The organism is Pseudomonas sp. NPDC089741, assembly GCF_044748825.1.
In the GTDB taxonomy this organism is placed as follows: Bacteria; Pseudomonadota; Gammaproteobacteria; order Pseudomonadales; family Pseudomonadaceae; genus Aquipseudomonas; species Aquipseudomonas helmanticensis.
The window spans coordinates 42289-62640 of record NZ_JBIVGT010000033.1 but is presented as its reverse complement, the minus strand read 5'-3'; the positions used below and the strand labels follow the sequence as shown (position 1 = coordinate 62640).

Sequence of the window (20352 nt, the reverse complement as noted above, 5' to 3'; positions counted from 1 at the left end):
GAATACGTGCACTCGCTGTACGTACCGACCAGCCTCAACCTGGTCAAGATCAAACCGTTGCGCGGCACCGCGCTGTTCATTCTTGACGCCAAACTGGTGTTCAAGCTGGTGGACAACTTCTTCGGAGGCGATGGCCGTCACGCCAAGATCGAAGGGCGTGAATTCACCCCGACCGAACTGCGTGTGGTGCGCATGGTGCTGGAGCAGGCCTTCGTCGACTTGAAAGAAGCCTGGCAGGCGATCATGGAAGTCAATTTCGAGTACATCAACTCGGAAGTGAACCCGGCCATGGCCAACATCGTCGGCCCAAGCGAAGCGATCGTGGTCTCCACGTTCCACATCGAACTCGATGGCGGTGGCGGCGATCTGCACGTGACCATGCCGTACTCGATGATCGAGCCGGTGCGCGAAATGCTCGACGCCGGTTTCCAGTCCGACCTCGACGATCAGGACGAGCGCTGGGTCAACGCCCTGCGCCAGGACGTGCTCGATGTCGACGTGCCGATCGGCGCCACCGTGGCTCGCCGCCAGTTGAAGCTGCGCGACATTCTGCACATGCAGCCGGGCGATGTGATCCCGGTCGAGATGCCGGAAGAAATGATCATGCGCGCCAACGGCGTGCCGGCCTTCAAGGTCAAGATGGGCTCGCACAAAGGCAACCTCGCGTTGCAAGTGATCGAGCCGATCGAGCGCCGCTGAAGCGGCGCCCCCCCCCTTTTGCATTAACTGAATTGTTGCCCGCCGAGGACACATGATGAACGACGATATGAACGCCCAGGACGATCAGGCACTGGCCGATGAATGGGCTGCTGCCCTGGAAGAGACCGGTGATGGTCAAGCTGACATCGACGCATTGCTGGCGGCCGACGCCTCCAGCGGCTCGCGTCTGCCGATGGAAGAGTTCGGCAGCGTGCCGAAGAACAACGATCCGGTGACGCTGGACGGTCCGAACCTGGACGTGATCCTCGACATCCCGGTGTCGATCTCGATGGAAGTCGGCAGCACTGACATCAATATTCGCAACCTGCTGCAACTCAACCAGGGTTCGGTGATCGAGCTCGATCGTCTCGCTGGCGAGCCGCTCGACGTGCTGGTCAACGGCACGCTGATTGCGCACGGCGAAGTGGTGGTGGTCAACGAGAAGTTCGGCATCCGTCTGACTGACGTGATCAGCCCAAGCGAACGCATCAAGAAGCTGCGCTGAGTGAAAAGGTTTCTCTGGGCGCTGCTGGCGCTGCCATTGACCGTGCTGGCTGCCGAGCCGGCGGCGAGCATCGCTGCAAGCGTGCCTGCGGCCACCGCGCCGATGGTCAACAGTGGCGTGGCCGGTCAGCTGACGCAACTGGTGTTCGGTCTGCTGCTGGTGCTGGGCGTGATCTTCTTCCTCGCCTGGCTGTTGCGCCGCGTGCAGCAGGCAGGCCCGGCGGGCAAGGGCCAGGTGATCGAGTTGATCGGTTCGCGCGCGCTCGGCCCACGGGATCGCTTGATGCTGGTCCAGGTCGGCAACGAGCAGATTCTGCTCGGCTTGAGCCCCGGCACCATCACCGCGCTGCACGTGCTCAAAGAGCCGGTGCCGGTGCCAAGCACCAGTGAAAAAGCCACGCCGGATTTTGCCCAGCAGTTGCTGAAGATACTCGGCAAGGATCAGAAGGATACGAAGTAATGGGTGCGTTACGCATCGTCTTGACGCTGGCCTTGTTGCTGGCCGCGCCACTGGCGTTCGCCGCCGATCCGTTGTCGATCCCGGCGATCACGCTGGGCACCAACGCCAATGGCGCGCAGGAGTATTCGGTCAGTCTGCAGATCCTGCTGATCATGACCGCGCTGAGCTTTATTCCGGCGGCGGTCATCCTGATGACCAGTTTCACCCGGATCATCATCGTCTTCTCGATCCTGCGTCAGGCCCTCGGCCTGCAACAGACGCCGTCGAACCAGATCCTCACCGGCATGGCGCTGTTCCTGACCATGTTCATCATGGCGCCGGTGTTTGACCGGGTGAACAACGATGCGCTGCAACCGTACCTGGCGGAAAAACTCACCGCTCAGCAAGCGGTGGAAAAGGCCCAGGTACCGATCAAGGACTTCATGCTCGCGCAGACCCGCACCAGCGATCTCGAGCTGTTCATGCGCCTGTCCAAGCGCACCGACATCGCCACCCCGGATCAGGCGCCGCTGACCATTCTGGTGCCGGCATTCGTCACCTCCGAGCTTAAAACCGCGTTCCAGATCGGCTTCATGATCTTCATTCCGTTCCTGATCATCGACCTCGTCGTGGCCAGTGTGCTGATGGCGATGGGTATGATGATGCTCTCGCCGCTGATCATTTCGCTGCCGTTCAAGATCATGCTGTTTGTGCTGGTGGATGGCTGGGCGCTGATCATCGGCACCCTCGCCAGCAGTTTCGGAGGTGTCACGCCATGACGCCGGAAGTCGCGGTCGATATCTTTCGTGAAGCGCTGTGGCTGACCACGTTGATGGTCGCGATCCTGGTGGTGCCGAGCCTGTTGGTCGGCCTGCTGGTGGCGATGTTTCAGGCCGCCACGCAGATCAACGAACAGACGTTGAGCTTCCTCCCGCGTCTGCTGGTGATGCTGGTGACCCTGATCGTCGCCGGTCCGTGGATCGTGCAGACCTTCATGGAATACATCATCCAGTTGTACAAAAATATCCCGATGGTCATCGGCTAAGCCATGCAATCGCTGCTTCAGCTGACCGACACCCAGATCAGTACCTGGGTGGCGTCATTCATGTTGCCGCTGTTTCGCGTCGCCTCGATGCTGATGGTCATGCCGGTGTTCGGCACCACGCTGGTGTCGCGCCGGGTGCGCCTGTATTTCGCCGTGGCAATCACCGTAGCGATTGCGCCGAGCCTGCCGCCGATGCCGGCGGTCAGCCCGCTCGATCTCAGTGGCTTGATGCTGATCGCCGAGCAGATTCTGGTGGGCGCCGTGCTGGGTTTTTCCTTGCAACTGTTTTTCCAGGCCTTTGCCGTGGCCGGGCAGATTGTCGCGATTCAGATGGGCATGGGTTTCGCCTCGATGGTCGACCCGGCCAACGGCGTCTCGGTGGCAGTGATCGGGCAGTTCTTCACCATGCTCGTGACCCTGTTATTTCTTTCGATGAATGGCCATCTGGTGGTCTTCGAAGTGCTCACCGAAAGCTTCACCACGCTGCCGGTGGGTGGCGGGCTGATGACGGCGCAGTACTGGGAGTTGGCTGGCAAGCTCGGTTGGGTCCTCGGGGCGGCGTTGCTGCTGGTATTGCCGGCGATCACGGCCTTGCTGGTGGTCAACATCGCGTTCGGCGTGATGACTCGCGCCGCGCCGCAACTGAACATTTTCTCCATCGGTTTCCCGCTGACCCTGGTGCTCGGGCTGTTCATCGTCTGGGTCGGTCTGGCGGACATTCTCAATCAGTATCAACCGCTGGCCACCGAGGCCTTGCAGTTGTTACGCGAACTGGCACGGGCGCGCTGAGTCATGGCTGAGAGCGAAAGCGGTCAGGACAAAACAGAAGACCCCACGGATAAACGTAAAAAGGACTCCCGTGAGAAGGGTGAGATCGCCCGATCCAAAGAACTCAACACCCTCGCCGTGATGATGGCCGGGGCCGGCGCGCTGCTGGTGTTTGGCGGCATGCTGGCCGAAGACCTGATGGAGCTGATGCGCCTGAACTTCACGCTGTCGCGTGAGGTGATCATGGATCAGGGCGCGATGGGCGCGTTTCTGTTGAAGTCGGGCCAGATGGCGCTGGTGGCGATCCAGCCGATCATGATCACCCTGTTGCTGGCTGCGCTGATCGGGCCGATCTCCCTCGGTGGCTGGCTGTTCGCGGCCGGTTCCATGGCGCCCAAGTTCAGCCGGATGAACCCGGCGGCGGGCCTGAAGCGGATGTTTTCGTTCAAGGCTGTGATCGAGCTGCTCAAGGCACTGGCCAAGTTTCTGATCACTTTGGGTGTGGCGTTGGTGGTGTTGTTATCGGACGTCGACGACATAATGCGTATCGCCCACGAACCGCTTGAGTCAGCGATCATTCACAGCATATTGCTGGTGGGCTGGAGTACGTTGTGGCTGGCCTGCGGCTTGATCATCATTGCCGCTGTCGACGTGCCGGTGCAGCTTTGGGAAGCCCACAAGAAACTGCTGATGACCAAGCAGGAAGTGCGCGACGAGCACAAGGATCAGGAGGGCCGCCCGGAGGTCAAACAGCGCATCCGGCAGACCCAGCGCGAAATGTCCCAGCGGCGAATGATGGCAGCGATTCCCAGCGCCGACGTGGTCATCACCAACCCGACGCACTACGCCGTCGCGCTCAAGTACGACACCGAGAAGGGCGGCGCACCGGTATTGCTGGCCAAGGGTAGCGACTTCCTCGCGTTGAAAATCCGCGAAATCGCCGTGGCCAACAACGTCATGCTCCTTGAGTCGCCGGGGCTGGCCCGGTCGATCTACTACTCCACGGAACTGGATCAGGAAATTCCTGGCGGCCTGTATCTGGCGGTAGCCCAGGTACTGGCCTACGTCTACCAGATCCGCCAATACCGCGCGGGCAAGGGCAAACGCCCGGATCCGCTCAAGGACGATCTGCCGATTCCGCCGGATTTGCGCCGCGATTCCTGACGGTCATTCGACGCCGTGTCGGATGGTTGCCAGCACCTGTCAACTCTTTGATCGTTCCCACGCTCTGCGTGGGAATGCAGCGCGGGACGCTCCGCGTCCCTTTCCCAGAGCCGAACGCGGAGCGTCCGTTGAGGCATTCCCACGCCGAGCGTGGGAACGATTTGTGGCCGAACTAATTCGGCAATTCCAAGTTATCCAGCGCCCGGTTAACGGCCAACTCCCCGAGCATGATCAATTGCGCGATCCCCAGCAGTGTTCGGCGCTGCGATGCGGGTATGAGGTTGGCGAAGTCATGGGCGATGGTTCTGGCTGAGGCGAGGGTTTCGAAGGCGTTGGCCAGCAGCTCTTCGCTTTTGATGTCCGCGACGACGGCGTACATCGTGCTGGGTTTGCGCGCAGGCCGAGTGTTGCCGGGGCAGAGGTAGTGATCGAGGGCGCGTTCGGCGGCGTCGTGGAGTTTTTTTGAATCGATGGATTCGTAAGGTGAGGCGGGGTCGGTTTCGGGTGGGTTTGGTGTTGGTTTGATCATCGGTAGAGCCTCTAGAGTGGTGAAGCTGCCAACGTTCGCTGCTAACGAAGAGGGTGGCGGCTGTACGCGGGTTAGCAGACCAGGACTCTAGAACCCGGCGCACCGAAGTGCCCCACGCAAAGCCGCCATAACGACAACGGACTTGTGCGTCTAGAGAAAAACCCGGGCTGCTAAACCCGATCACTGAACAATCAGCGACCGACCCACAATAGAACCCGTCCCCAAGGCGCACAAGCCGGCGGATTCTGGCTTGGCTGTAGGCAAAGGCGCAAGGATTTGTAGCCTTGAGACCGTGTCTGTAGGTGTCTTTTAAACAGCTTCGTTTAAATGAAGAAATTTGCGCCGAACATGAGGGCCTCTTCGCGAGCAGGCTCGCTCCCACATTTGGATTGCATTTAAATCTGACATTTGGAATGCAATCCCCTGTAGGAGTGAGCCTGCTCGCGATGGGGTTTTTTCAGTCGATGAATTCGAACCAGACAAACCGCTATCGCGAGCAGGCTCACTCCTACAGGGGGCGTGTTTATTCCCTCGCTATTTCGTTCCCCGGCAAAAGTTGGAAAGCTTCTTGCAGTAGCCGCCGTGAGCTCGCTCTGGGCGTCAAAAGTTTGCTTTAAAGGAACGGGGAAAACCGGTGGATCGCTCTCAGTTATTCAACACAGCACGCACAAACGTTGCCGATTTAAGTCGGGGCAATCTGGGCGTGCCGTTGCTGTTGCTGGTGATGCTGGCGATGATGATGTTGCCGGTGCCGCCGTTCCTGCTCGACGTGTTCTTCACCTTCAACATTGCCCTGTCGATCGTCGTGCTGCTGGTCTGCGTATACGCACTGCGGCCGCTGGATTTCGCCGTATTCCCGACGATCCTGCTGGTTGCGACCCTGCTGCGGCTGGCGTTGAACGTGGCCTCGACGCGGGTGGTGATGCTCCACGGTCAGGACGGCCACGCCGCCGCCGGTAAGGTGATTCAGGCCTTCGGTGAGGTGGTGATCGGCGGTAACTACGTGGTCGGTATCGTGGTGTTTGCGATCCTGATGATCATCAACTTCGTCGTGGTGACCAAAGGTGCCGGGCGGATTTCCGAGGTGAGCGCGCGCTTCACCCTCGATGCGATGCCCGGCAAACAAATGGCGATCGACGCCGACCTCAACGCCGGTCTGATCGACCAGAATCAAGCGAAGATGCGCCGTCAGGAAGTCGCCCAGGAGGCCGAGTTCTACGGTTCGATGGACGGTGCCAGCAAGTTCGTCCGTGGTGACGCCATCGCCGGCCTGCTGATTCTGTTCATCAACCTCATCGGCGGCATGGCCGTCGGTATCTTCCAGCACAACATGAGCTTCGGCGATGCCGGTCGGGTTTACGCCTTGCTGACCATCGGTGACGGTTTAGTGGCGCAATTGCCATCACTGTTGTTATCCACAGCTGCAGCGATCATGGTGACCCGCGCTTCCGGTTCGGAAGACATGGGCAAACAGATCAACCGCCAGATGTTCGCCTCGCCGAAAGCGCTGGCCGTGGCCGCTGGTTTGATGGCGGTCATGGGCCTGGTGCCGGGCATGCCGCACTTCTCGTTCCTGAGCATGGCCGCGCTGGCTGGTGGTGGCGCGTACCTGTTCTGGAAAAAGCAGAACGTGGCCAAGGTCGTGGCACTGGAAGAGGTCAAGCGCCAGCAAGAGCTGCTGCCGTCGCCGGCCCGCGCCATGGAAACCAAAGAGCTGGGCTGGGACGATGTGACGCCGATCGACATGATCGGCCTGGAAGTCGGTTATCGCCTGATTCCGCTGGTTGATCGCAACCAGGGCGGACAATTGCTGGCGCGGATCAAGGGCGTGCGCAAGAAGCTCTCGCAGGATCTGGGCTTCCTGATGCCGACCGTGCACATCCGCGACAACCTCGACTTGGCGCCAAGCGCCTATCGCCTGACCCTGATGGGCGTGATCCTCGCCGAAGCCGAGATCTACCCGGATCGCGAGCTGGCGATCAATCCGGGCCAGGTCTACGGCACGCTCAACGGGATCAACGCCAAAGATCCGGCTTTCGGCCTGGAGGCGGTGTGGATCGAAATCAGCCAGCGTGCGCAGGCACAATCCCTCGGATACACCGTGGTTGACGCCAGCACCGTGGTCGCCACGCACTTGAACCAGATTCTGTACAAGCACTCCAGTGAGCTGATTGGCCACGAGGAAGTGCAGCAACTCATGCAATTGCTGGCCAAAAGCTCGCCGAAACTGGCTGAAGAACTGGTGCCGGGGGTGGTTTCGCTGTCGCAACTGCTCAAAGTGCTGCAAGCGCTGCTCGCCGAACATGTGCCGGTGCGCGATATTCGCAGCATTGCTGAAGCAATCGCCAACAACGCCAGCAAGAGTCAAGATACCGCCGCGTTGGTGGCCGCTGTGCGCGTCGGCGTATCCCGCGCCATCGTCCAAAGCATTGTAGGCACTGAGTCCGAGCTGCCTGTGATCACCTTGGAACCAAGGTTGGAACAAATATTGCTCAATAGTCTGCAGAAGGCAGGACAAGGCTCGGAAGAGGGCGTTCTGCTGGAGCCAAGCATGGCCGAGAAGCTGCAGCGTTCGCTCATCGAAGCGGCGCAGCGTCAGGAAATGCAAGGTCAGCCGGTGATCCTGTTGGTAGCAGGCCCGGTGCGCGCGATGCTCTCGCGCTTTGGCCGCCTCGCAGTCCCTGGACTGCACGTGCTGGCCTACCAGGAAATACCGGACAACAAGCAAGTGACCATCGTTGCGACAGTAGGGCCCAACGGCTGAGGTAGTGGTATATGCAAGTTAAGCGTTTCTTTGCCGCCGATATGCGTCAGGCCATGAAGCTGGTTCGTGATGAGCTGGGCGCTGATGCCGCCATCATTGGCAACCGTCGCATTGCCGGCGGTGTCGAGTTGACGGCGGCACTGGATTACAAATTGTCGGCGCTGGCGCCGCGGGTTCCGAACATGGAACTCGAAGACGAGCTGCGCAAGACCCAGTCGCGCATCGTCACCGCCCAGGCCGAGTTGAGCATGCGTGGCGAAGCCGACGGCAACACCAATCGCCAGTTGTTCGCCGGGCTGCCATTGACGGCCGGCCTGCCGCTGACCGCTGCCGAACCGCTGACCGAACCGACCTACGCCGCGCCGGCGCGTCCGGCCCCGGCACCTGCGCAGTCCTCCGGCGGCGTTGATCCGCGTGCACTGGATTCGATGCGTTTTGAATTGAACAGCCTGCGCGAGCTGATGGAAGTGCAGCTCGGCACCCTGGCCTGGAATCAGCTGCAAGGCAGCCGTCCGGCGCAAGCCAATCTGTATCGTCGTCTGCAACGCATCGGTTTGTCCGGTCCGTTGTCGCGCGACTTGCTGTCGATGATTACCGATATCGAAGAGCCGCGTCAGGCCTGGCGCATGTTGCTCGCGCATCTGGCGCGGATGATTGCCGTACCGGAAGTCGAGCCGCTGGAAGAGGGCGGTGTGATTGCCATGGTCGGCCCTGCCGGCATGGGCAAGACCACCACGCTGGCCAAGCTCGCCGCGCGTTATGTGCTCAAGTACGGCGCGCAGAATGTCGCGCTGGTGAGCATGGACAGCTTCCGCATCGGTGCGCAGGAACAACTGAAGACGCTGGGCCGCATTCTCAATGTGCCGGTGACTCACGTCGATCCGGGCCAATCGCTGGTTCAGGCACTGGATCCATTGCTGCGCAAACGCGTGGTGTTGATCGATACTGCGGGCCTGCAAGCCAGCGATCCGGCCCTGCGCATGCAGCTCGAAAGCCTCGCCGGTCGTGGCATTCGCTCAAAAAATTATCTGGTCTTGGCAACCACCAGCCAGAAACAGGTTCTAACCGCCGCTTATCACAGTTACAAGCGTTGCGGGCTAGCCGGGTGCATCCTGACTAAACTGGATGAAACGGCCAGCCTTGGCGAAGTGTTAAGCCTGGCGATCAGTCATGAATTGCCGGTCGCGTACCTGACCGATGGCCCACGGATTCCGGATGATCTGCATCTGCCGCGCCGTCATCAACTGGTCAGCCGCGCCGTCAGCGTGCAAATGCAGGAAGAACCCAGCGAAGAAGCCATGGCTGACATGTTCGCTGATATCTATCACAGCCCGACCAAGCAGGTAGGCTGAGGTATTCATGAATAATTTTTGTACCTACATCGATGGTCTGCCATGCATTGTTCCGGTTGTGAACGCGCAGCCAGTAATGTGGCCTCCGTCTATGCAAGACAAGGTAAAGAAATAACATGGGCAGCATGCATCCCGTACAGGTGATCGCGGTGACCGGCGGCAAAGGTGGCGTCGGGAAGACTAACGTGTCAGTGAACTTGTCCCTGGCGCTGGCAGAGCTTGGCCGTCGGGTCATGTTGCTGGACGCCGATCTGGGGCTGGCGAACGTCGACGTTCTGCTGGGGTTGACCCCCAAACGCACGCTGGCCGACGTCATCGAAGGCCGCTGCGAATTGCGCGACGTGCTGTTGCAAGGCCCGGGCGGGATCCGCATCGTGCCTGCCGCCTCCGGCACGCAGAGCATGGTGCACCTGAGCCCGGCGCAACACGCCGGCCTGATTCAGGCGTTCAGCGACATCGGCGACAATCTCGACGTACTGGTGATCGACACCGCTGCGGGTATTGGTGACTCGGTAGTCAGTTTCGTGCGCGCAGCGCAGGAAGTGTTGCTGGTGGTCTGCGATGAGCCGACGTCGATTACCGACGCCTACGCGCTGATCAAATTGCTTAACCGCGATTACGGCATGAACCGCTTCCGCGTGTTGGCCAACATGGCGCAGAGCCCTCAGGAAGGGCGCAACCTGTTCGCCAAGTTGACCAAGGTCACGGATCGCTTCCTTGACGTCGCTCTACAATACGTCGGCGCCGTGCCGTACGACGAGAGTGTGCGCAAGGCCGTGCAGAAGCAGCGCGCCGTCTATGAAGCCTTCCCGCGTTCCAAGTGCGCACTGGCGTTCAAGGCGATCGCGCAGAAAGTCGATACCTGGCCGTTGCCGGCCAACCCGCGTGGCCATCTTGAATTTTTCGTCGAGCGCCTCGTGCAGCAAACGGCAGGGCCCGTGTTATGACCGCTAGCGGTATGAACTACTACAAGAAGTCGGCACGCGACGCTCAGTACGAGCTGATCGAGCGTTACGCGCCGCTGGTCAAACGCATTGCTTACCACTTGCTGGCACGGTTGCCGGCGAGTGTGCAGGTCGAAGACCTGATTCAGGCCGGGATGATCGGCCTGCTCGAAGTCTCGACCAAATATGACGCCAGCAAAGGCGCCAGTTTCGAAACGTACGCGGGCATTCGAATCCGCGGCGCGATGCTCGACGAAGTGCGCAAAGGGGACTGGGCGCCACGCTCGGTTCACCGCAATACCCGTATGGTCAGTGACGCAATTCGCTCAATTGAAGCTAAAACCGGCCGTGACGCTAAAGATCACGAGGTTGCAGCCGAACTCCAATTGAGTCTCGACGATTACTACGGGATTTTGAATGACACCTTGGGCAGCCGCCTGTTCAGTTTCGACGACCTGTTGCAGGACGGCGAACACGAAGGGCTGCACGAGGATGGCGCGAGTGCTCATCTCGAGCCGTCGCGCGATCTGGAAGATGAACGCTTCCAGGCAGCGCTGGCGGACGCGATTGCCAATTTGCCGGAGCGTGAGCGACTGGTGTTGGCGCTGTACTACGACGAAGAGCTGAACCTCAAGGAAATCGGTGAAGTCCTTGGCGTCAGTGAATCGCGGGTCAGCCAGTTACACAGCCAGTGCGCGGCCCGTTTGCGGGGGCGTTTGGGGGAGTGGCGAGCGCGCTGAAGGCAGTGTGGGGACACTGCGAACGAGGCTGGTGCGGTGATGAACGGCACCGGTCTTGCTCTGTTGTGCTCCAGACAGTCTTCGAGTGCTGCGCCGATTGATTGAAGTGGCGCGTCCAGGTGCTGGGCGCGTTTAAGACTGCTTGGAGGTCGAATTGAACAAAGACATGAAAATCCTCATCGTTGATGACTTCTCAACGATGCGGCGGATCATCAAGAACCTGCTGCGTGATCTTGGGTTCACCAACACCGTCGAGGCTGACGATGGCGTGACTGCCATTCCAGTGCTCAACAGCGGAAGCATCGACTTTCTGGTAACAGACTGGAACATGCCGGGCATGACCGGTATCGACCTGCTGCGCCACGTGCGCGCCGATGAAAAACTCAAGCACCTGCCGGTATTGATGGTGACTGCCGAAGCCAAGCGCGAGCAGATCATCGAGGCCGCTCAGGCCGGTGTGAACGGCTACGTAGTCAAACCTTTCACGGCTCAGGCGTTGAAAGACAAAATCGAGAAGATTTTCGAACGCATCGGCTGATGAACGCGCGGGGGAGCTATGGAGCATAACGAATCTTCACAGGGCGATTTCGAGTCGACCCTGAAAAAACACGCGGTCGAACTGGTCGAGAGCCTTGAAAAAGGCAGGTTCGGCGACGCTGTGCAACTGATCCATGAGCTCAATCAGACCCGTGACCGTGGCCTGTATCAGGAAGTCGGCAAGCTCACACGTGAACTGCACAGTGCGATCGTCAACTTCCAGATCGACCCGAACATGCCGCAGGCCGAGGAAGTGTCGCAAATCACCGACGCCACCGAACGCCTTGGCTATGTGGTCAAGCTGACGGAAGCCGCGGCCAACCGCACCATGGATCTGGTGGAAAGCGCCACGCCGGTGGTCAATGGTCTGGCCGATGAAGCCCAGACCTTGAGCGCCGATTGGGGCCGCTTCATGCGTCGCGAGGTCGGGGCTGAAGAGTTCCGCGAACTGGCGCGCCGGGTCGACGGTTTTCTGTCACGCAGCAGCACGGACAACCGTGCGGTGTCGAGCAATCTCAACGACATCCTGCTGGCTCAGGATTACCAGGATCTGACCGGTCAGGTGATCAAGCGTGTGACCCAACTGGTCACCGAAGTCGAAAGCAATTTGCTCAAACTCGTGCTCATGGCCAGTCAGGTCGACCGCTTTGCGGGCATCGAACATGACCGCGCCGCGATGCTTGCAGAAAAAGATCCACAAAAACATCTCTCGCAGGGTGAAGGTCCGCAGATTCATGCCGATAAACGAGAAGACGTTGTGTCCGGTCAGGACGATGTGGACGATTTGTTATCCAGCCTTGGATTCTAGAGTTGTGGAATTTTAGGTTTTTTGGGTTTTTAGACCTGTAGGAGCACCCCATTAATGAGCTTCGGCGCCGATGAAGAGATCCTTCAGGATTTCCTGGTTGAGGCCGGCGAGATTCTTGAGCAACTGTCCGAACAACTGGTCGAGCTGGAAAGCCGCCCGGATGACGCAGATCTGCTCAACGCAATTTTTCGCGGTTTCCACACTGTAAAAGGGGGCGCCGGCTTCCTTCAGCTCAATGAGCTGGTGGAGTGCTGTCACATCGCCGAAAACGTGTTCGACATCCTGCGCAAGGGTGAACGTCGCGTTGATGCAGAACTGATGGACGTTGTCCTCGAAGCACTGGACGCGGTGAACAGCATGTTCACTGAGGTTCGTGAGCGTGCACCGATCACCGCTGCAACCCCGGAACTGCTGGCCGCCCTCGCGCGCCTGGCCGAACCGCAATCGGCGGACGCAGCCCCGGCATCGCCGGTGGCTGAAATGATCGAAGAGCTGGTTGGCGAAGGCGATTCGGGCGACATCACCGATAACGAATTTGAACAGCTGCTGGATTCGCTGAACGCCGTCAAGGCCGAAGCCGAAGCCCCGGCCGCTGCTGCCCCTGCGCAAACTGCCAATGAAGCAGCCAGCGATGAAATCACCGATGCCGAGTTCGAGTCGTTGCTCGATCAACTGCACGGCAAAGGCCAGTTCGCGGTTGATGCCGTGGCTCCTGCGGCGGCAACGCCTGCGGCGCCTGCCAAGGGCGACAACTCCGACATCACTGACGACGAATTCGAAGCATTGCTCGACCAGTTGCACGGCAAAGGCAACTTCGCCGTCGATGCGCTGGAATCGGCCATTGCCTCGGCACCTGCGCCTGCCGCACCGGTGGCTGCGGCTGCCGGCAGCGATCTGATCAGCGATCACGAGTTCGAATCGCTGCTGGATGAATTGCACGGCAAAGGCAAGTTCAGCGAAGTCGGCGCCGCTTCTGCGGGCAGCGCTTCTACTGTCGCCACGCCTGCCGCCAAGGCACCGGCCGCTGTTGCAGCGCCCAAACCTGTGGCCAAGCCTGAGCCTAAAGCCGAAGCGCCGAAACCGGCCGCTGCTGCTGCACCGGCTCCGGCCCGCGCTCCGGCGACACCGCCACCGGAAAAACCGGCGAGCGAAGCCGAGACCACCGTGCGCGTCGACACCGCACGTCTCGACGAAATCATGAACATGGTCGGTGAGCTGGTGCTGGTGCGTAACCGTCTGGTGCGCCTGGGCCTGAACAGCGGCGATGAAGCCATGCAAAAGGCCGTGTCGAACCTCGACGTGGTCACGGCTGACTTGCAGACCGCGGTGATGAAGACGCGGATGCAGCCGATCAAGAAAGTCTTCGGGCGCTTCCCGCGTCTGGTTCGCGACTTGGCTCGTCAGCTCAAGAAAGAGATCAACCTGGAGCTGGTCGGTGAAGAAACCGACCTCGACAAAAACCTTGTCGAGGCACTCGCCGATCCGCTGGTCCACTTGGTGCGCAACGCGGTCGACCACGGCATCGAGTCGCCGGAAGAACGCGAAGCATCGGGCAAGGCCCGTGGCGGTCGTGTCGTGTTGGCTGCCGAGCAAGAGGGCGACCATATCCTGCTGTCGATTTCCGATGACGGCAAAGGCATGGACCCGAACGTCCTGCGCGCCATCGCGGTAAAACGCGGGGTGATGGACAAGGACGCGGCCGATCGCCTCAGCGATACCGAGTGCTACAACCTGATTTTCGCCCCGGGTTTCTCGACCAAGACCGAGATCTCCGATGTGTCCGGCCGCGGCGTCGGCATGGACGTGGTGAAGACCAAGATTTCCCAGCTCAACGGTTCGATCAACATCTACTCGACCAAGGGCCAAGGCTCGAAGATCGTCATCAAGGTGCCGCTGACGCTCGCGATCATGCCGACCCTGATGGTGATGCTCGGCAACCAGGCGTTTGCGTTCCCGTTGGTCAACGTCAACGAGATCTTCCACCTCGACCTGTCGACCACCAACGTCGTCGATGGTCAGGAAGTGGTGATCGTGCGGGACAAGGCGCTGCCATTGTTCTACCTCAAGCGCTGGCTGGTTCGTTCCGCCGCTCACGAAGAGCAGCGTGAAGGCCACGTGGTGATCCTTTCGGTGGGCACTCAGCGGATCGGCTTCGTTGTCGATCAACTGGTCGGCCAGGAAGAAGTGGTCATCAAGCCATTGGGCAAAATGCTCCAGGGAACTCCGGGCATGTCCGGCGCCACCATCACTGGTGACGGCCGCATTGCACTGATTCTCGATGTTCCAAGCATGCTCAAGCGTTACGCCGCACGGCGTATTTGAATCCGGGGCGGCGGGGCGATAACGTCCCGCTGCACCTAATGGAGTGTTTATGGCAGTCAAAGTCCTGGTGGTGGACGATTCGGGTTTTTTCCGCCGCCGCGTCTCGGAAATTCTTTCAGCGGATCCGAGCATCCAGGTGGTCGGTACGGCCACCAACGGTAAAGAGGCGATCGATCAGGCTCTGGCGCTCAAGCCAGACGTGATCACCATGGACTACGAGATGCCGATGATGGACGGCATCACGGCGGTGCGGCACATCATGCAGCGCTGCCCGACCCCAGTGTTGATGTTCTCCTCGCTGACCCACGAAGGCGCGCGGGTAACCCTCGATGCGCTGGACGCCGGCGCGGTGGATTTCCTGCCGAAGAATTTCGAAGACATCTCGCGTAACCCGGAGAAGGTCAAGCAACTGCTGTGCGAGAAGGTCCACAGCATTTCGCGCAGCAATCGTCGTTTCAGTGCTTACAGCGCACCTGCGCCAGTGGCTGCACCTGCACCTGCACCTGCGCCGACCCCGGCATCGAGCTTCAGCAGCCACAGCACCAGCGCCCCGGCACGCCCGGCACCTGTGCATGCGCCTGTTGCAAGCCGCGCCTCGACTGCCGGCTCATCGTCGCCGGCACCGAAACGCAAAGCCTACAAACTGGTTGCGATTGGTACGTCGACCGGCGGCCCGGTTGCCCTGCAACGCGTGCTGACGCAATTGCCGGCGAACTTCCCGGCACCGATCGTGCTGATCCAGCACATGCCGGCAGCGTTCACCAAGGCTTTCGCCGAGCGTCTCGACAAGCTCTGCCGCATCAGCGTCAAGGAAGCCGAGGATGGCGACATCCTGCGTCCGGGCCTGGCGTTGCTCGCGCCGGGTGGCAAGCAAATGATGATCGACGGCCGTGGCGCGGTGAAGATTCTGCCGGGTGACGAGCGTTTGAATTACAAGCCGTGCGTGGACATCACCTTCGGTTCCGCAGCCAAGTCCTACGGCGACAAAGTTCTGGCGGTGGTGTTGACCGGCATGGGCGCTGACGGCCGTGAAGGCGCGCGTCTGCTCAAGCAGGGCGGCAGCTCGATCTGGGCGCAGGATGAAGCCAGTTGCGTGATCTACGGCATGCCGATGGCCATCGTCAAAGCTGATCTCGCCGATGCGGTGTACAGCCTGGACGACATCGGCAAGCACATCGTCGAGGCGTGTATCTGATGGATGTTTTAAGCCTTATCGGGATCATCATGGCGTTCGTCGCCATCATCGGCGGCAACTACCTGGAAGGTGGTCACCTCGGTGCGCTGGCCAACGGCCCGGCGGCATTGATCGTACTGGGCGGCACCATCGGTGCCGCGCTGCTGCAATCGCCGATGAGCGCGTTCAAGCGCGCCATGCAGATCCTCGCCTGGATCCTGTTTCCGCCACGGGTCGATCTGGCCGGTGGCATCGACCGCGTCGTCAACTGGAGCCTCACCGCGCGTAAGGAAGGCCTGCTGGGCCTGGAAGGCGTGGCCGATGCCGAGCCTGACAATTACTCGCGCAAAGGCCTGCAACTGCTGGTCGATGGCGCCGAGCCGGAAGCGATTCGCAGCATCCTCGAAGTGGATTTCTATACGCAGGAAGCGCGCGACATCGAGGCGGCGAAAGTCTTCGAAAGCATGGGCGGCTACGCGCCGACCATCGGCATCATCGGTGCGGTAATGGGCCTGATCCATGTGATGGGCAACCTCGCCGATCCGACGCAGTTGGGCAGCGGCATCGCCGTGGCTTTCGTCGCGACCATTTACGGTGTGGCCAGTGCCAACCTGGTGTTGCTGCCGGTGGCCGCCAAGCTGAAGTCAATCGCGTTGCGACAGTCGCGTTATCGCGAAATGTTGTTGGAAGGGATCCTGTCGATCGCCGAAGGTGAAAACCCTCGCTCCATTGAGTTGAAGCTGCAAGGCTTCATGGATTAAGGGAATAACCTCATGGCTCGTCGTCGCCACCAGGAAGAGCATGTAAACCACGAACGCTGGCTGGTTTCCTACGCTGACTTCATCACCTTGCTGTTCGCGTTCTTCGTGGTCATGTACTCGATTTCGTCGATCAACGAAGGCAAGTACAAGGAAATTTCCGAAGCGCTGGTCGGCGTTTTCAAAGACTCCGACCGCGCGCTAAAACCGATCCCGATCGGCGACGAGCGACCGAAGACCGTGACCCCGGCCAAGCCGTTGGTCAAGGACGCCGAGCAGATCGATGCCGGTATCGCCGGCGCCAGCGATCCGCTGAAAAGCATCGCCGATGACATCAGCGCTGCCTTCGGTGACCTGATCAGCTCCAACCAGATGACCGTGCGCGGCAACGAGTTGTGGGTCGAGATCGAGCTCAATTCCAGCCTGTTGTTCGGCAGTGGCGACGCCATGCCGAGCGACATCGCGTTCAACATCATCGACAAGGTTGCAGCGATCCTCAAGCCGTTCGACAACCCTATTCACGTCGAAGGCTTTACCGACGATCAACCGATTCGCACCGCGCAATACCCGACCAACTGGGAACTGTCCTCGGCACGTTCGGCGAGCATCGTGCGCATGCTGGCGATGCAGGGCGTGAACCCTGGTCGTCTGGCGTCGGTGGGTTACGGTGAGTTTCAACCGGTGGCCAATAACGCCACCGTTGAAGGCCGCGCGAAGAACCGTCGTGTGGTGCTGGTGGTGTCGCGCAATCTCGATGTGCGTCGCAGCCTCACGGGCACCGGGACCGCCAATGCGCAACCGGACGCCGCGTTGAAGCGTGCTGGCACACAAACTGCACCGACCCCGGTCAAGACGCCGGGACGCGAGAGTGCCGTCAATTCTCCGTCACCCGCATTAACACGCTGAGCTATGTCTCGGTCGAGCATATCGGCCGGGAGGAACGAACTGAATGAGAGTCTGGGCAGTCGCCAATCAAAAGGGTGGTGTCGGTAAAACCACATCTTCCATCGCTTTAGCCGGATTGCTGGCCGAGGCGGGCAAGCGCGTGGTTGTGGTCGATCTTGACCCGCACGGCTCGATGACCAGCTATTTCGGCTACGATCCCGACAGCCTGGAACACAGCAACTACGACCTGTTTCTGCACAAGGGCAGTGTGCCGCAAGGCCTGCCGGGGCAGTTGCTGTTGTCGACCAGTGACGAACGCATTTCCCTGTTGCCGTCGAGCACTGCGCTGGCAACCCTTGAGCGGCAGTCGCCGGGTCAGAGTGGCTTGGGTCTGGTGATCGCCAAGAGTCTGGCGCAGTTGTGGCAGGACTTCGATTACGCGGTGATCGACAGCCCGCCGTTGCTCGGCGTGTTGATGGTCAACGCCCTCGCGGCGAGCCAGCAATTGGTGATCCCGGTGCAGACCGAACACTTGGCCGTCAAAGGCCTCGAGCGCATGGTCAACACTCTGGCGATGATCAACCGTTCACGCAAACAGGCGCTGCCGTTCAGCATCGTGCCGACCCTGTTCGATCGCCGTACGCAGGCATCGATGCACACCTTGCGCGTGCTGCGCGACAAATTCCCGGAAGAGATCTGGCAGGGTTACATCCCGGTCGATACTCGTCTGCGCGACGCCAGCCGTGCCGGTGTCACGCCTTCGCAATTCGACGGCAAGAGCCGTGGCGTGCTGGCGTATCGCGCGCTGCTCAAGCACCTGTTGGCGCAACAACTTGTTCCGCAGGTGGCTTGAATGATTTTGAACCTTGTAGGAGCTGCCGCAGGTTCGGTGCCGCGTTCGGACGATCTTTTGATCTTGCTTTGTGGTGCTTCTGAAAAGATCAAAAGATCGCAGCGTTCCGCAGCTCCTACAGGGGACTGTGTATGAATCGGCCTTTGAAGTTGACGTCTAAGCCGCAGTTGGCCTTGCAGTCGTATCTGGACAGTTTGCTGCAGGAAATTCCTGACGAGTTGCCGGCGCCAGTCGAGGTTGTCGAAGAACGTGCCGAGGTGCTGGACGAGTTCCAGGCGGCGGTGCTGGAAGAGCAGGCGCGTGACGCGCAGAAAGCGGCCGGGCCGGCTGCGCCGGTTGTTGCGCCTGCCATCGCCGCGGTTGCCAAAGCGCCGGTGGCATTGATCGAAGCAGACGAGCCGATGCGCGCATCGGTGTCGACGCTGGCGCCGCTGTTGCAAACCCAATTGTTGAAAACCGCGCCGGAACCGGCGGTGCTTGAACCGGAACCGGCTCCGGTAGCACCCGCACCCGTCGAGCAGACGCTGGTACCGCCGCTGGTCGAAGTGCATCTGCCGCCCAGCAATACGCCGCCACCGGTGGAAACCGATGGCCGTCCGGCCTGGGCGTCAGAAGCCTTCGAATGCCTGCTGTTCGACGTCGCCGGGTTGACCCTGGCGGTGCCGCTGGTGTGCCTTGGCTCGATCTATTCGCTGGCCGGTCATGAGCTGACGCCGCTGTTCGGTCAGCCGGAATGGTTCCTCGGGATCCTGCCGAGCCAGTCCGGCAACCTGAAAGTTTTGGACACCGCACGCTGGGTCATGCCGGATCGCTATCGCGATGACTTTCGTCAGGGCCTGCAGTACGTGATTTCGGTACAAGGTTACGAGTGGGGCCTGGCGGTGCATCAGGTCAGCCGCTCGTTGCGCCTGGACCCGAATGAAATCAAATGGAGAAGTCACCGGGGTCAGCGGCCATGGCTCGCCGGCACCGTGATTGAGCACATGTGTGCATTGCTTGACGTTTCCGCACTGGCCGAGTTGATCGACAGCGGTGGGGCAAAGCACTTGAGCGGCCACAAGCCGCTACATAAACCGACATAGCAGCCGACATAACAATCAGGCGACGGCATTGTTGAATGCCGCCACACAGAACACACACCGCCCAGAGCGGTTTTTTCGAGGGGTCAGGTATGAGTAATCAGGCGACGAATGCAAAAGGTTCTGAAGATCCGATCCTGCAATGGGTGACCTTCAAGCTGGACAACGAAACCTACGGCATCAACGTGATGCGCGTTCAGGAAGTCCTGCGCTACACCGAGATCGCTCCGGTGCCGGGCGCGCCAAGCTACGTGCTGGGCATCATCAACCTGCGCGGTAACGTGGTCACCGTGATCGACACCCGTCAGCGCTTCGGCCTGAACAGCGGCGAGATCAGCGACAACACCCGTATCGTCATCATCGAAGCCGACAAGCAAGTCGTCGGCATCATGGTCGACAGCGTGGCCGAAGTGGTTTACCTGCGTCAGTCGGAAATCGAAACGGCGCCGAACGTCGGTAACGAAGAGTCGGCCAAGTTCATCCAGGGCGTGTGCAACAAGAACAACGAGTTGCTGATCCTGGTCGAGCTGGACAAGATGATGAGCGAAGAAGAATGGTCGGACCTGGAGAATATCTGATTGATTCTCGAGGTCGCGGTCATTGTCCTGTTCCTTTTCTGGGCAGGCACGCTGGCAATGTTTGTGTCTTACATCAAGGCGCAAAAAGTCATTGCTGCGCAACAGGCTCAGGGCGATGCGCTGCGTGATCAGCGCATCAAAGACCTGGCCAAGCGCGTCGACGATTACCAGAACGGTAATGTGCGCATGGGCGAGGCGCTGCACGAGTTGCGTGCGGTGGTCAGCCCGTTGCCGGACAAGATCGTCCAGCTGGAACAGCGCGATCCATCCAGCCTGTCGTTCGCCCAGGCGGCGAAACTGGTGGGGATGGGTGCGAGCGTTGATGAGCTGACGCAGTCCTGCGGTTTGACCCAGGCTGAGGCGGAGTTGATGCGCAAGTTGCATAAGAACTAGAAGCAAGATCAAAAGAT

General features: G+C 60.2%; 22 protein-coding genes. 21 read left to right on the top strand and 1 reads right to left on the bottom strand.

Annotation, left to right across the window (positions count from 1 at the left end; translation table 11 throughout):
* The 7 genes from fliM to flhB form a co-directional block, all read left to right on the top strand.
* Nucleotides 1–699: flagellar motor switch protein FliM (gene fliM, locus ACIPZE_RS23955; protein ID WP_400775696.1), on the top strand; the 699-nt coding region annotated here is incomplete at its 5' end.
* A 55-nt stretch (nucleotides 700–754) separates the two neighbouring features.
* Complete coding sequence (fliN, locus tag ACIPZE_RS23950; RefSeq protein ID WP_008077656.1) at nucleotides 755–1204, top strand: flagellar motor switch protein FliN; 450 nt, start codon at nucleotides 755–757, stop codon at nucleotides 1202–1204.
* Nucleotides 1205–1663 carry a flagellar biosynthetic protein FliO gene (gene fliO / locus ACIPZE_RS23945; protein WP_283437239.1) on the top strand — a complete coding sequence of 153 codons (459 nt, stop codon included), beginning with the start codon at nucleotides 1205–1207 and terminating at the stop codon, nucleotides 1661–1663.
* Nucleotides 1663–2421 (top strand): flagellar type III secretion system pore protein FliP, encoded by a 759-nt coding sequence (fliP, locus tag ACIPZE_RS23940; RefSeq protein WP_283437238.1) that lies wholly within the window; start codon nucleotides 1663–1665, stop codon nucleotides 2419–2421. The genes fliO and fliP overlap by 1 nt, the downstream gene beginning before the upstream one ends.
* Entirely contained in the window at nucleotides 2418–2687 is a 270-nt protein-coding gene (gene fliQ / locus ACIPZE_RS23935; protein ID WP_007920026.1) for a flagellar biosynthesis protein FliQ, read from the top strand. The genes fliP and fliQ overlap by 4 nt, the downstream gene beginning before the upstream one ends.
* A 3-nt stretch (nucleotides 2688–2690) precedes the next feature.
* Entirely contained in the window at nucleotides 2691–3476 is a 786-nt protein-coding gene (gene fliR / locus ACIPZE_RS23930) for a flagellar biosynthetic protein FliR (RefSeq protein ID WP_129390940.1), read from the top strand.
* Nucleotides 3477–3479: 3 nt separating this feature from the next.
* Nucleotides 3480–4619 carry a flagellar biosynthesis protein FlhB gene (gene flhB, locus ACIPZE_RS23925; RefSeq protein WP_129390943.1) on the top strand — a complete coding sequence of 380 codons (1140 nt, stop codon included), beginning with the start codon at nucleotides 3480–3482 and terminating at the stop codon, nucleotides 4617–4619.
* 172 nt (nucleotides 4620–4791) lie between these two features.
* Here flhB and ACIPZE_RS23920 read toward each other — a convergent pair whose 3' ends face one another.
* A complete protein-coding gene (locus ACIPZE_RS23920) occupies nucleotides 4792–5148 on the bottom strand; it encodes a DUF6124 family protein (RefSeq protein ID WP_400775692.1) in 357 nt (118 codons plus the stop codon).
* A 634-nt stretch (nucleotides 5149–5782) separates the two neighbouring features.
* Between ACIPZE_RS23920 and flhA the strand changes: the two genes are divergently transcribed.
* The 14 genes from flhA (at nucleotide 5783) to ACIPZE_RS23850 (ending at nucleotide 20335) form a co-directional block, all read left to right on the top strand.
* Nucleotides 5783–7912 carry a flagellar biosynthesis protein FlhA gene (gene flhA, locus ACIPZE_RS23915; protein ID WP_129390949.1) on the top strand — a complete coding sequence of 710 codons (2130 nt, stop codon included), beginning with the start codon at nucleotides 5783–5785 and terminating at the stop codon, nucleotides 7910–7912.
* A gap of 11 nt (nucleotides 7913–7923) precedes the next feature.
* Entirely contained in the window at nucleotides 7924–9264 is a 1341-nt protein-coding gene (flhF, locus tag ACIPZE_RS23910; protein WP_129390952.1) for a flagellar biosynthesis protein FlhF, read from the top strand.
* 116 nt (nucleotides 9265–9380) lie between these two features.
* Nucleotides 9381–10211: a flagellar synthesis regulator FleN gene (gene fleN / locus ACIPZE_RS23905; RefSeq protein ID WP_003222917.1), complete on the top strand. Its 831-nt coding sequence runs from the start codon at nucleotides 9381–9383 to the stop codon at nucleotides 10209–10211.
* Nucleotides 10208–10948 carry an RNA polymerase sigma factor FliA gene (gene fliA / locus ACIPZE_RS23900; RefSeq protein WP_007920004.1) on the top strand — a complete coding sequence of 247 codons (741 nt, stop codon included), beginning with the start codon at nucleotides 10208–10210 and terminating at the stop codon, nucleotides 10946–10948. The genes fleN and fliA overlap by 4 nt, the downstream gene beginning before the upstream one ends.
* Nucleotides 10949–11114: 166 nt before the next feature.
* Complete coding sequence (locus ACIPZE_RS23895; protein ID WP_161986607.1) at nucleotides 11115–11486, top strand: chemotaxis response regulator CheY; 372 nt, start codon at nucleotides 11115–11117, stop codon at nucleotides 11484–11486.
* 18 nt (nucleotides 11487–11504) lie between these two features.
* Nucleotides 11505–12293: a protein phosphatase CheZ gene (locus ACIPZE_RS23890; protein ID WP_034151516.1), complete on the top strand. Its 789-nt coding sequence runs from the start codon at nucleotides 11505–11507 to the stop codon at nucleotides 12291–12293.
* 54 nt (nucleotides 12294–12347) lie between these two features.
* Complete coding sequence (locus ACIPZE_RS23885; RefSeq protein ID WP_283437237.1) at nucleotides 12348–14615, top strand: chemotaxis protein CheA; 2268 nt, start codon at nucleotides 12348–12350, stop codon at nucleotides 14613–14615.
* A gap of 49 nt (nucleotides 14616–14664) precedes the next feature.
* Nucleotides 14665–15810, top strand: coding sequence for a chemotaxis response regulator protein-glutamate methylesterase (locus ACIPZE_RS23880; RefSeq protein WP_400775686.1), 1146 nt, complete (start codon nucleotides 14665–14667; stop codon nucleotides 15808–15810).
* Nucleotides 15810–16550: a flagellar motor protein gene (locus ACIPZE_RS23875; protein WP_003222929.1), complete on the top strand. Its 741-nt coding sequence runs from the start codon at nucleotides 15810–15812 to the stop codon at nucleotides 16548–16550. Before ACIPZE_RS23880 ends, ACIPZE_RS23875 begins: the two co-directional genes overlap by 1 nt.
* Before the next feature lie 12 nt (nucleotides 16551–16562).
* Nucleotides 16563–17453 carry a flagellar motor protein MotD gene (gene motD / locus ACIPZE_RS23870; protein ID WP_008077690.1) on the top strand — a complete coding sequence of 297 codons (891 nt, stop codon included), beginning with the start codon at nucleotides 16563–16565 and terminating at the stop codon, nucleotides 17451–17453.
* 43 nt (nucleotides 17454–17496) lie between these two features.
* Nucleotides 17497–18285: a ParA family protein gene (locus tag ACIPZE_RS23865; protein ID WP_007919990.1), complete on the top strand. Its 789-nt coding sequence runs from the start codon at nucleotides 17497–17499 to the stop codon at nucleotides 18283–18285.
* Between the two features lie 131 nt (nucleotides 18286–18416).
* Nucleotides 18417–19367 carry a CheW domain-containing protein gene (locus ACIPZE_RS23860; protein ID WP_400775683.1) on the top strand — a complete coding sequence of 317 codons (951 nt, stop codon included), beginning with the start codon at nucleotides 18417–18419 and terminating at the stop codon, nucleotides 19365–19367.
* An 89-nt stretch (nucleotides 19368–19456) separates the two neighbouring features.
* Nucleotides 19457–19942 carry a chemotaxis protein CheW gene (locus ACIPZE_RS23855; RefSeq protein WP_008083417.1) on the top strand — a complete coding sequence of 162 codons (486 nt, stop codon included), beginning with the start codon at nucleotides 19457–19459 and terminating at the stop codon, nucleotides 19940–19942.
* Entirely contained in the window at nucleotides 19943–20335 is a 393-nt protein-coding gene (locus ACIPZE_RS23850) for a DUF2802 domain-containing protein (RefSeq protein ID WP_008083419.1), read from the top strand.
* Nucleotides 20336–20352: the final 17 nt, after the last annotated feature.

Excerpts from the sequence above, each read along its gene's own strand:
- fliN (WP_008077656.1), top strand. The coding sequence starts at position 755 with ATGAACGACGATATGAACGCCCAGGACGATCAGGCACTGGCCGATGAA.
- fliP (WP_283437238.1), top strand. The coding sequence starts at position 1,663 with ATGGGTGCGTTACGCATCGTCTTGACGCTGGCCTTGTTGCTGGCCGCG.
- fliQ (WP_007920026.1), top strand. The coding sequence starts at position 2,418 with ATGACGCCGGAAGTCGCGGTCGATATCTTTCGTGAAGCGCTGTGGCTG.
- fliR (WP_129390940.1), top strand. The coding sequence starts at position 2,691 with ATGCAATCGCTGCTTCAGCTGACCGACACCCAGATCAGTACCTGGGTG.
- flhB (WP_129390943.1), top strand. The coding sequence starts at position 3,480 with ATGGCTGAGAGCGAAAGCGGTCAGGACAAAACAGAAGACCCCACGGAT.
- ACIPZE_RS23920 (WP_400775692.1), bottom strand. The coding sequence starts at position 5,148 with ATGATCAAACCAACACCAAACCCACCCGAAACCGACCCCGCCTCACCT.
- flhF (WP_129390952.1), top strand. The coding sequence starts at position 7,924 with ATGCAAGTTAAGCGTTTCTTTGCCGCCGATATGCGTCAGGCCATGAAG.
- fleN (WP_003222917.1), top strand. The coding sequence starts at position 9,381 with ATGGGCAGCATGCATCCCGTACAGGTGATCGCGGTGACCGGCGGCAAA.
- fliA (WP_007920004.1), top strand. The coding sequence starts at position 10,208 with ATGACCGCTAGCGGTATGAACTACTACAAGAAGTCGGCACGCGACGCT.
- ACIPZE_RS23895 (WP_161986607.1), top strand. The coding sequence starts at position 11,115 with ATGAAAATCCTCATCGTTGATGACTTCTCAACGATGCGGCGGATCATC.
- ACIPZE_RS23890 (WP_034151516.1), top strand. The coding sequence starts at position 11,505 with ATGGAGCATAACGAATCTTCACAGGGCGATTTCGAGTCGACCCTGAAA.
- ACIPZE_RS23885 (WP_283437237.1), top strand. The coding sequence starts at position 12,348 with ATGAGCTTCGGCGCCGATGAAGAGATCCTTCAGGATTTCCTGGTTGAG.
- ACIPZE_RS23880 (WP_400775686.1), top strand. The coding sequence starts at position 14,665 with ATGGCAGTCAAAGTCCTGGTGGTGGACGATTCGGGTTTTTTCCGCCGC.
- ACIPZE_RS23875 (WP_003222929.1), top strand. The coding sequence starts at position 15,810 with ATGGATGTTTTAAGCCTTATCGGGATCATCATGGCGTTCGTCGCCATC.
- motD (WP_008077690.1), top strand. The coding sequence starts at position 16,563 with ATGGCTCGTCGTCGCCACCAGGAAGAGCATGTAAACCACGAACGCTGG.
- ACIPZE_RS23865 (WP_007919990.1), top strand. The coding sequence starts at position 17,497 with ATGAGAGTCTGGGCAGTCGCCAATCAAAAGGGTGGTGTCGGTAAAACC.
- ACIPZE_RS23860 (WP_400775683.1), top strand. The coding sequence starts at position 18,417 with ATGAATCGGCCTTTGAAGTTGACGTCTAAGCCGCAGTTGGCCTTGCAG.
- ACIPZE_RS23855 (WP_008083417.1), top strand. The coding sequence starts at position 19,457 with ATGAGTAATCAGGCGACGAATGCAAAAGGTTCTGAAGATCCGATCCTG.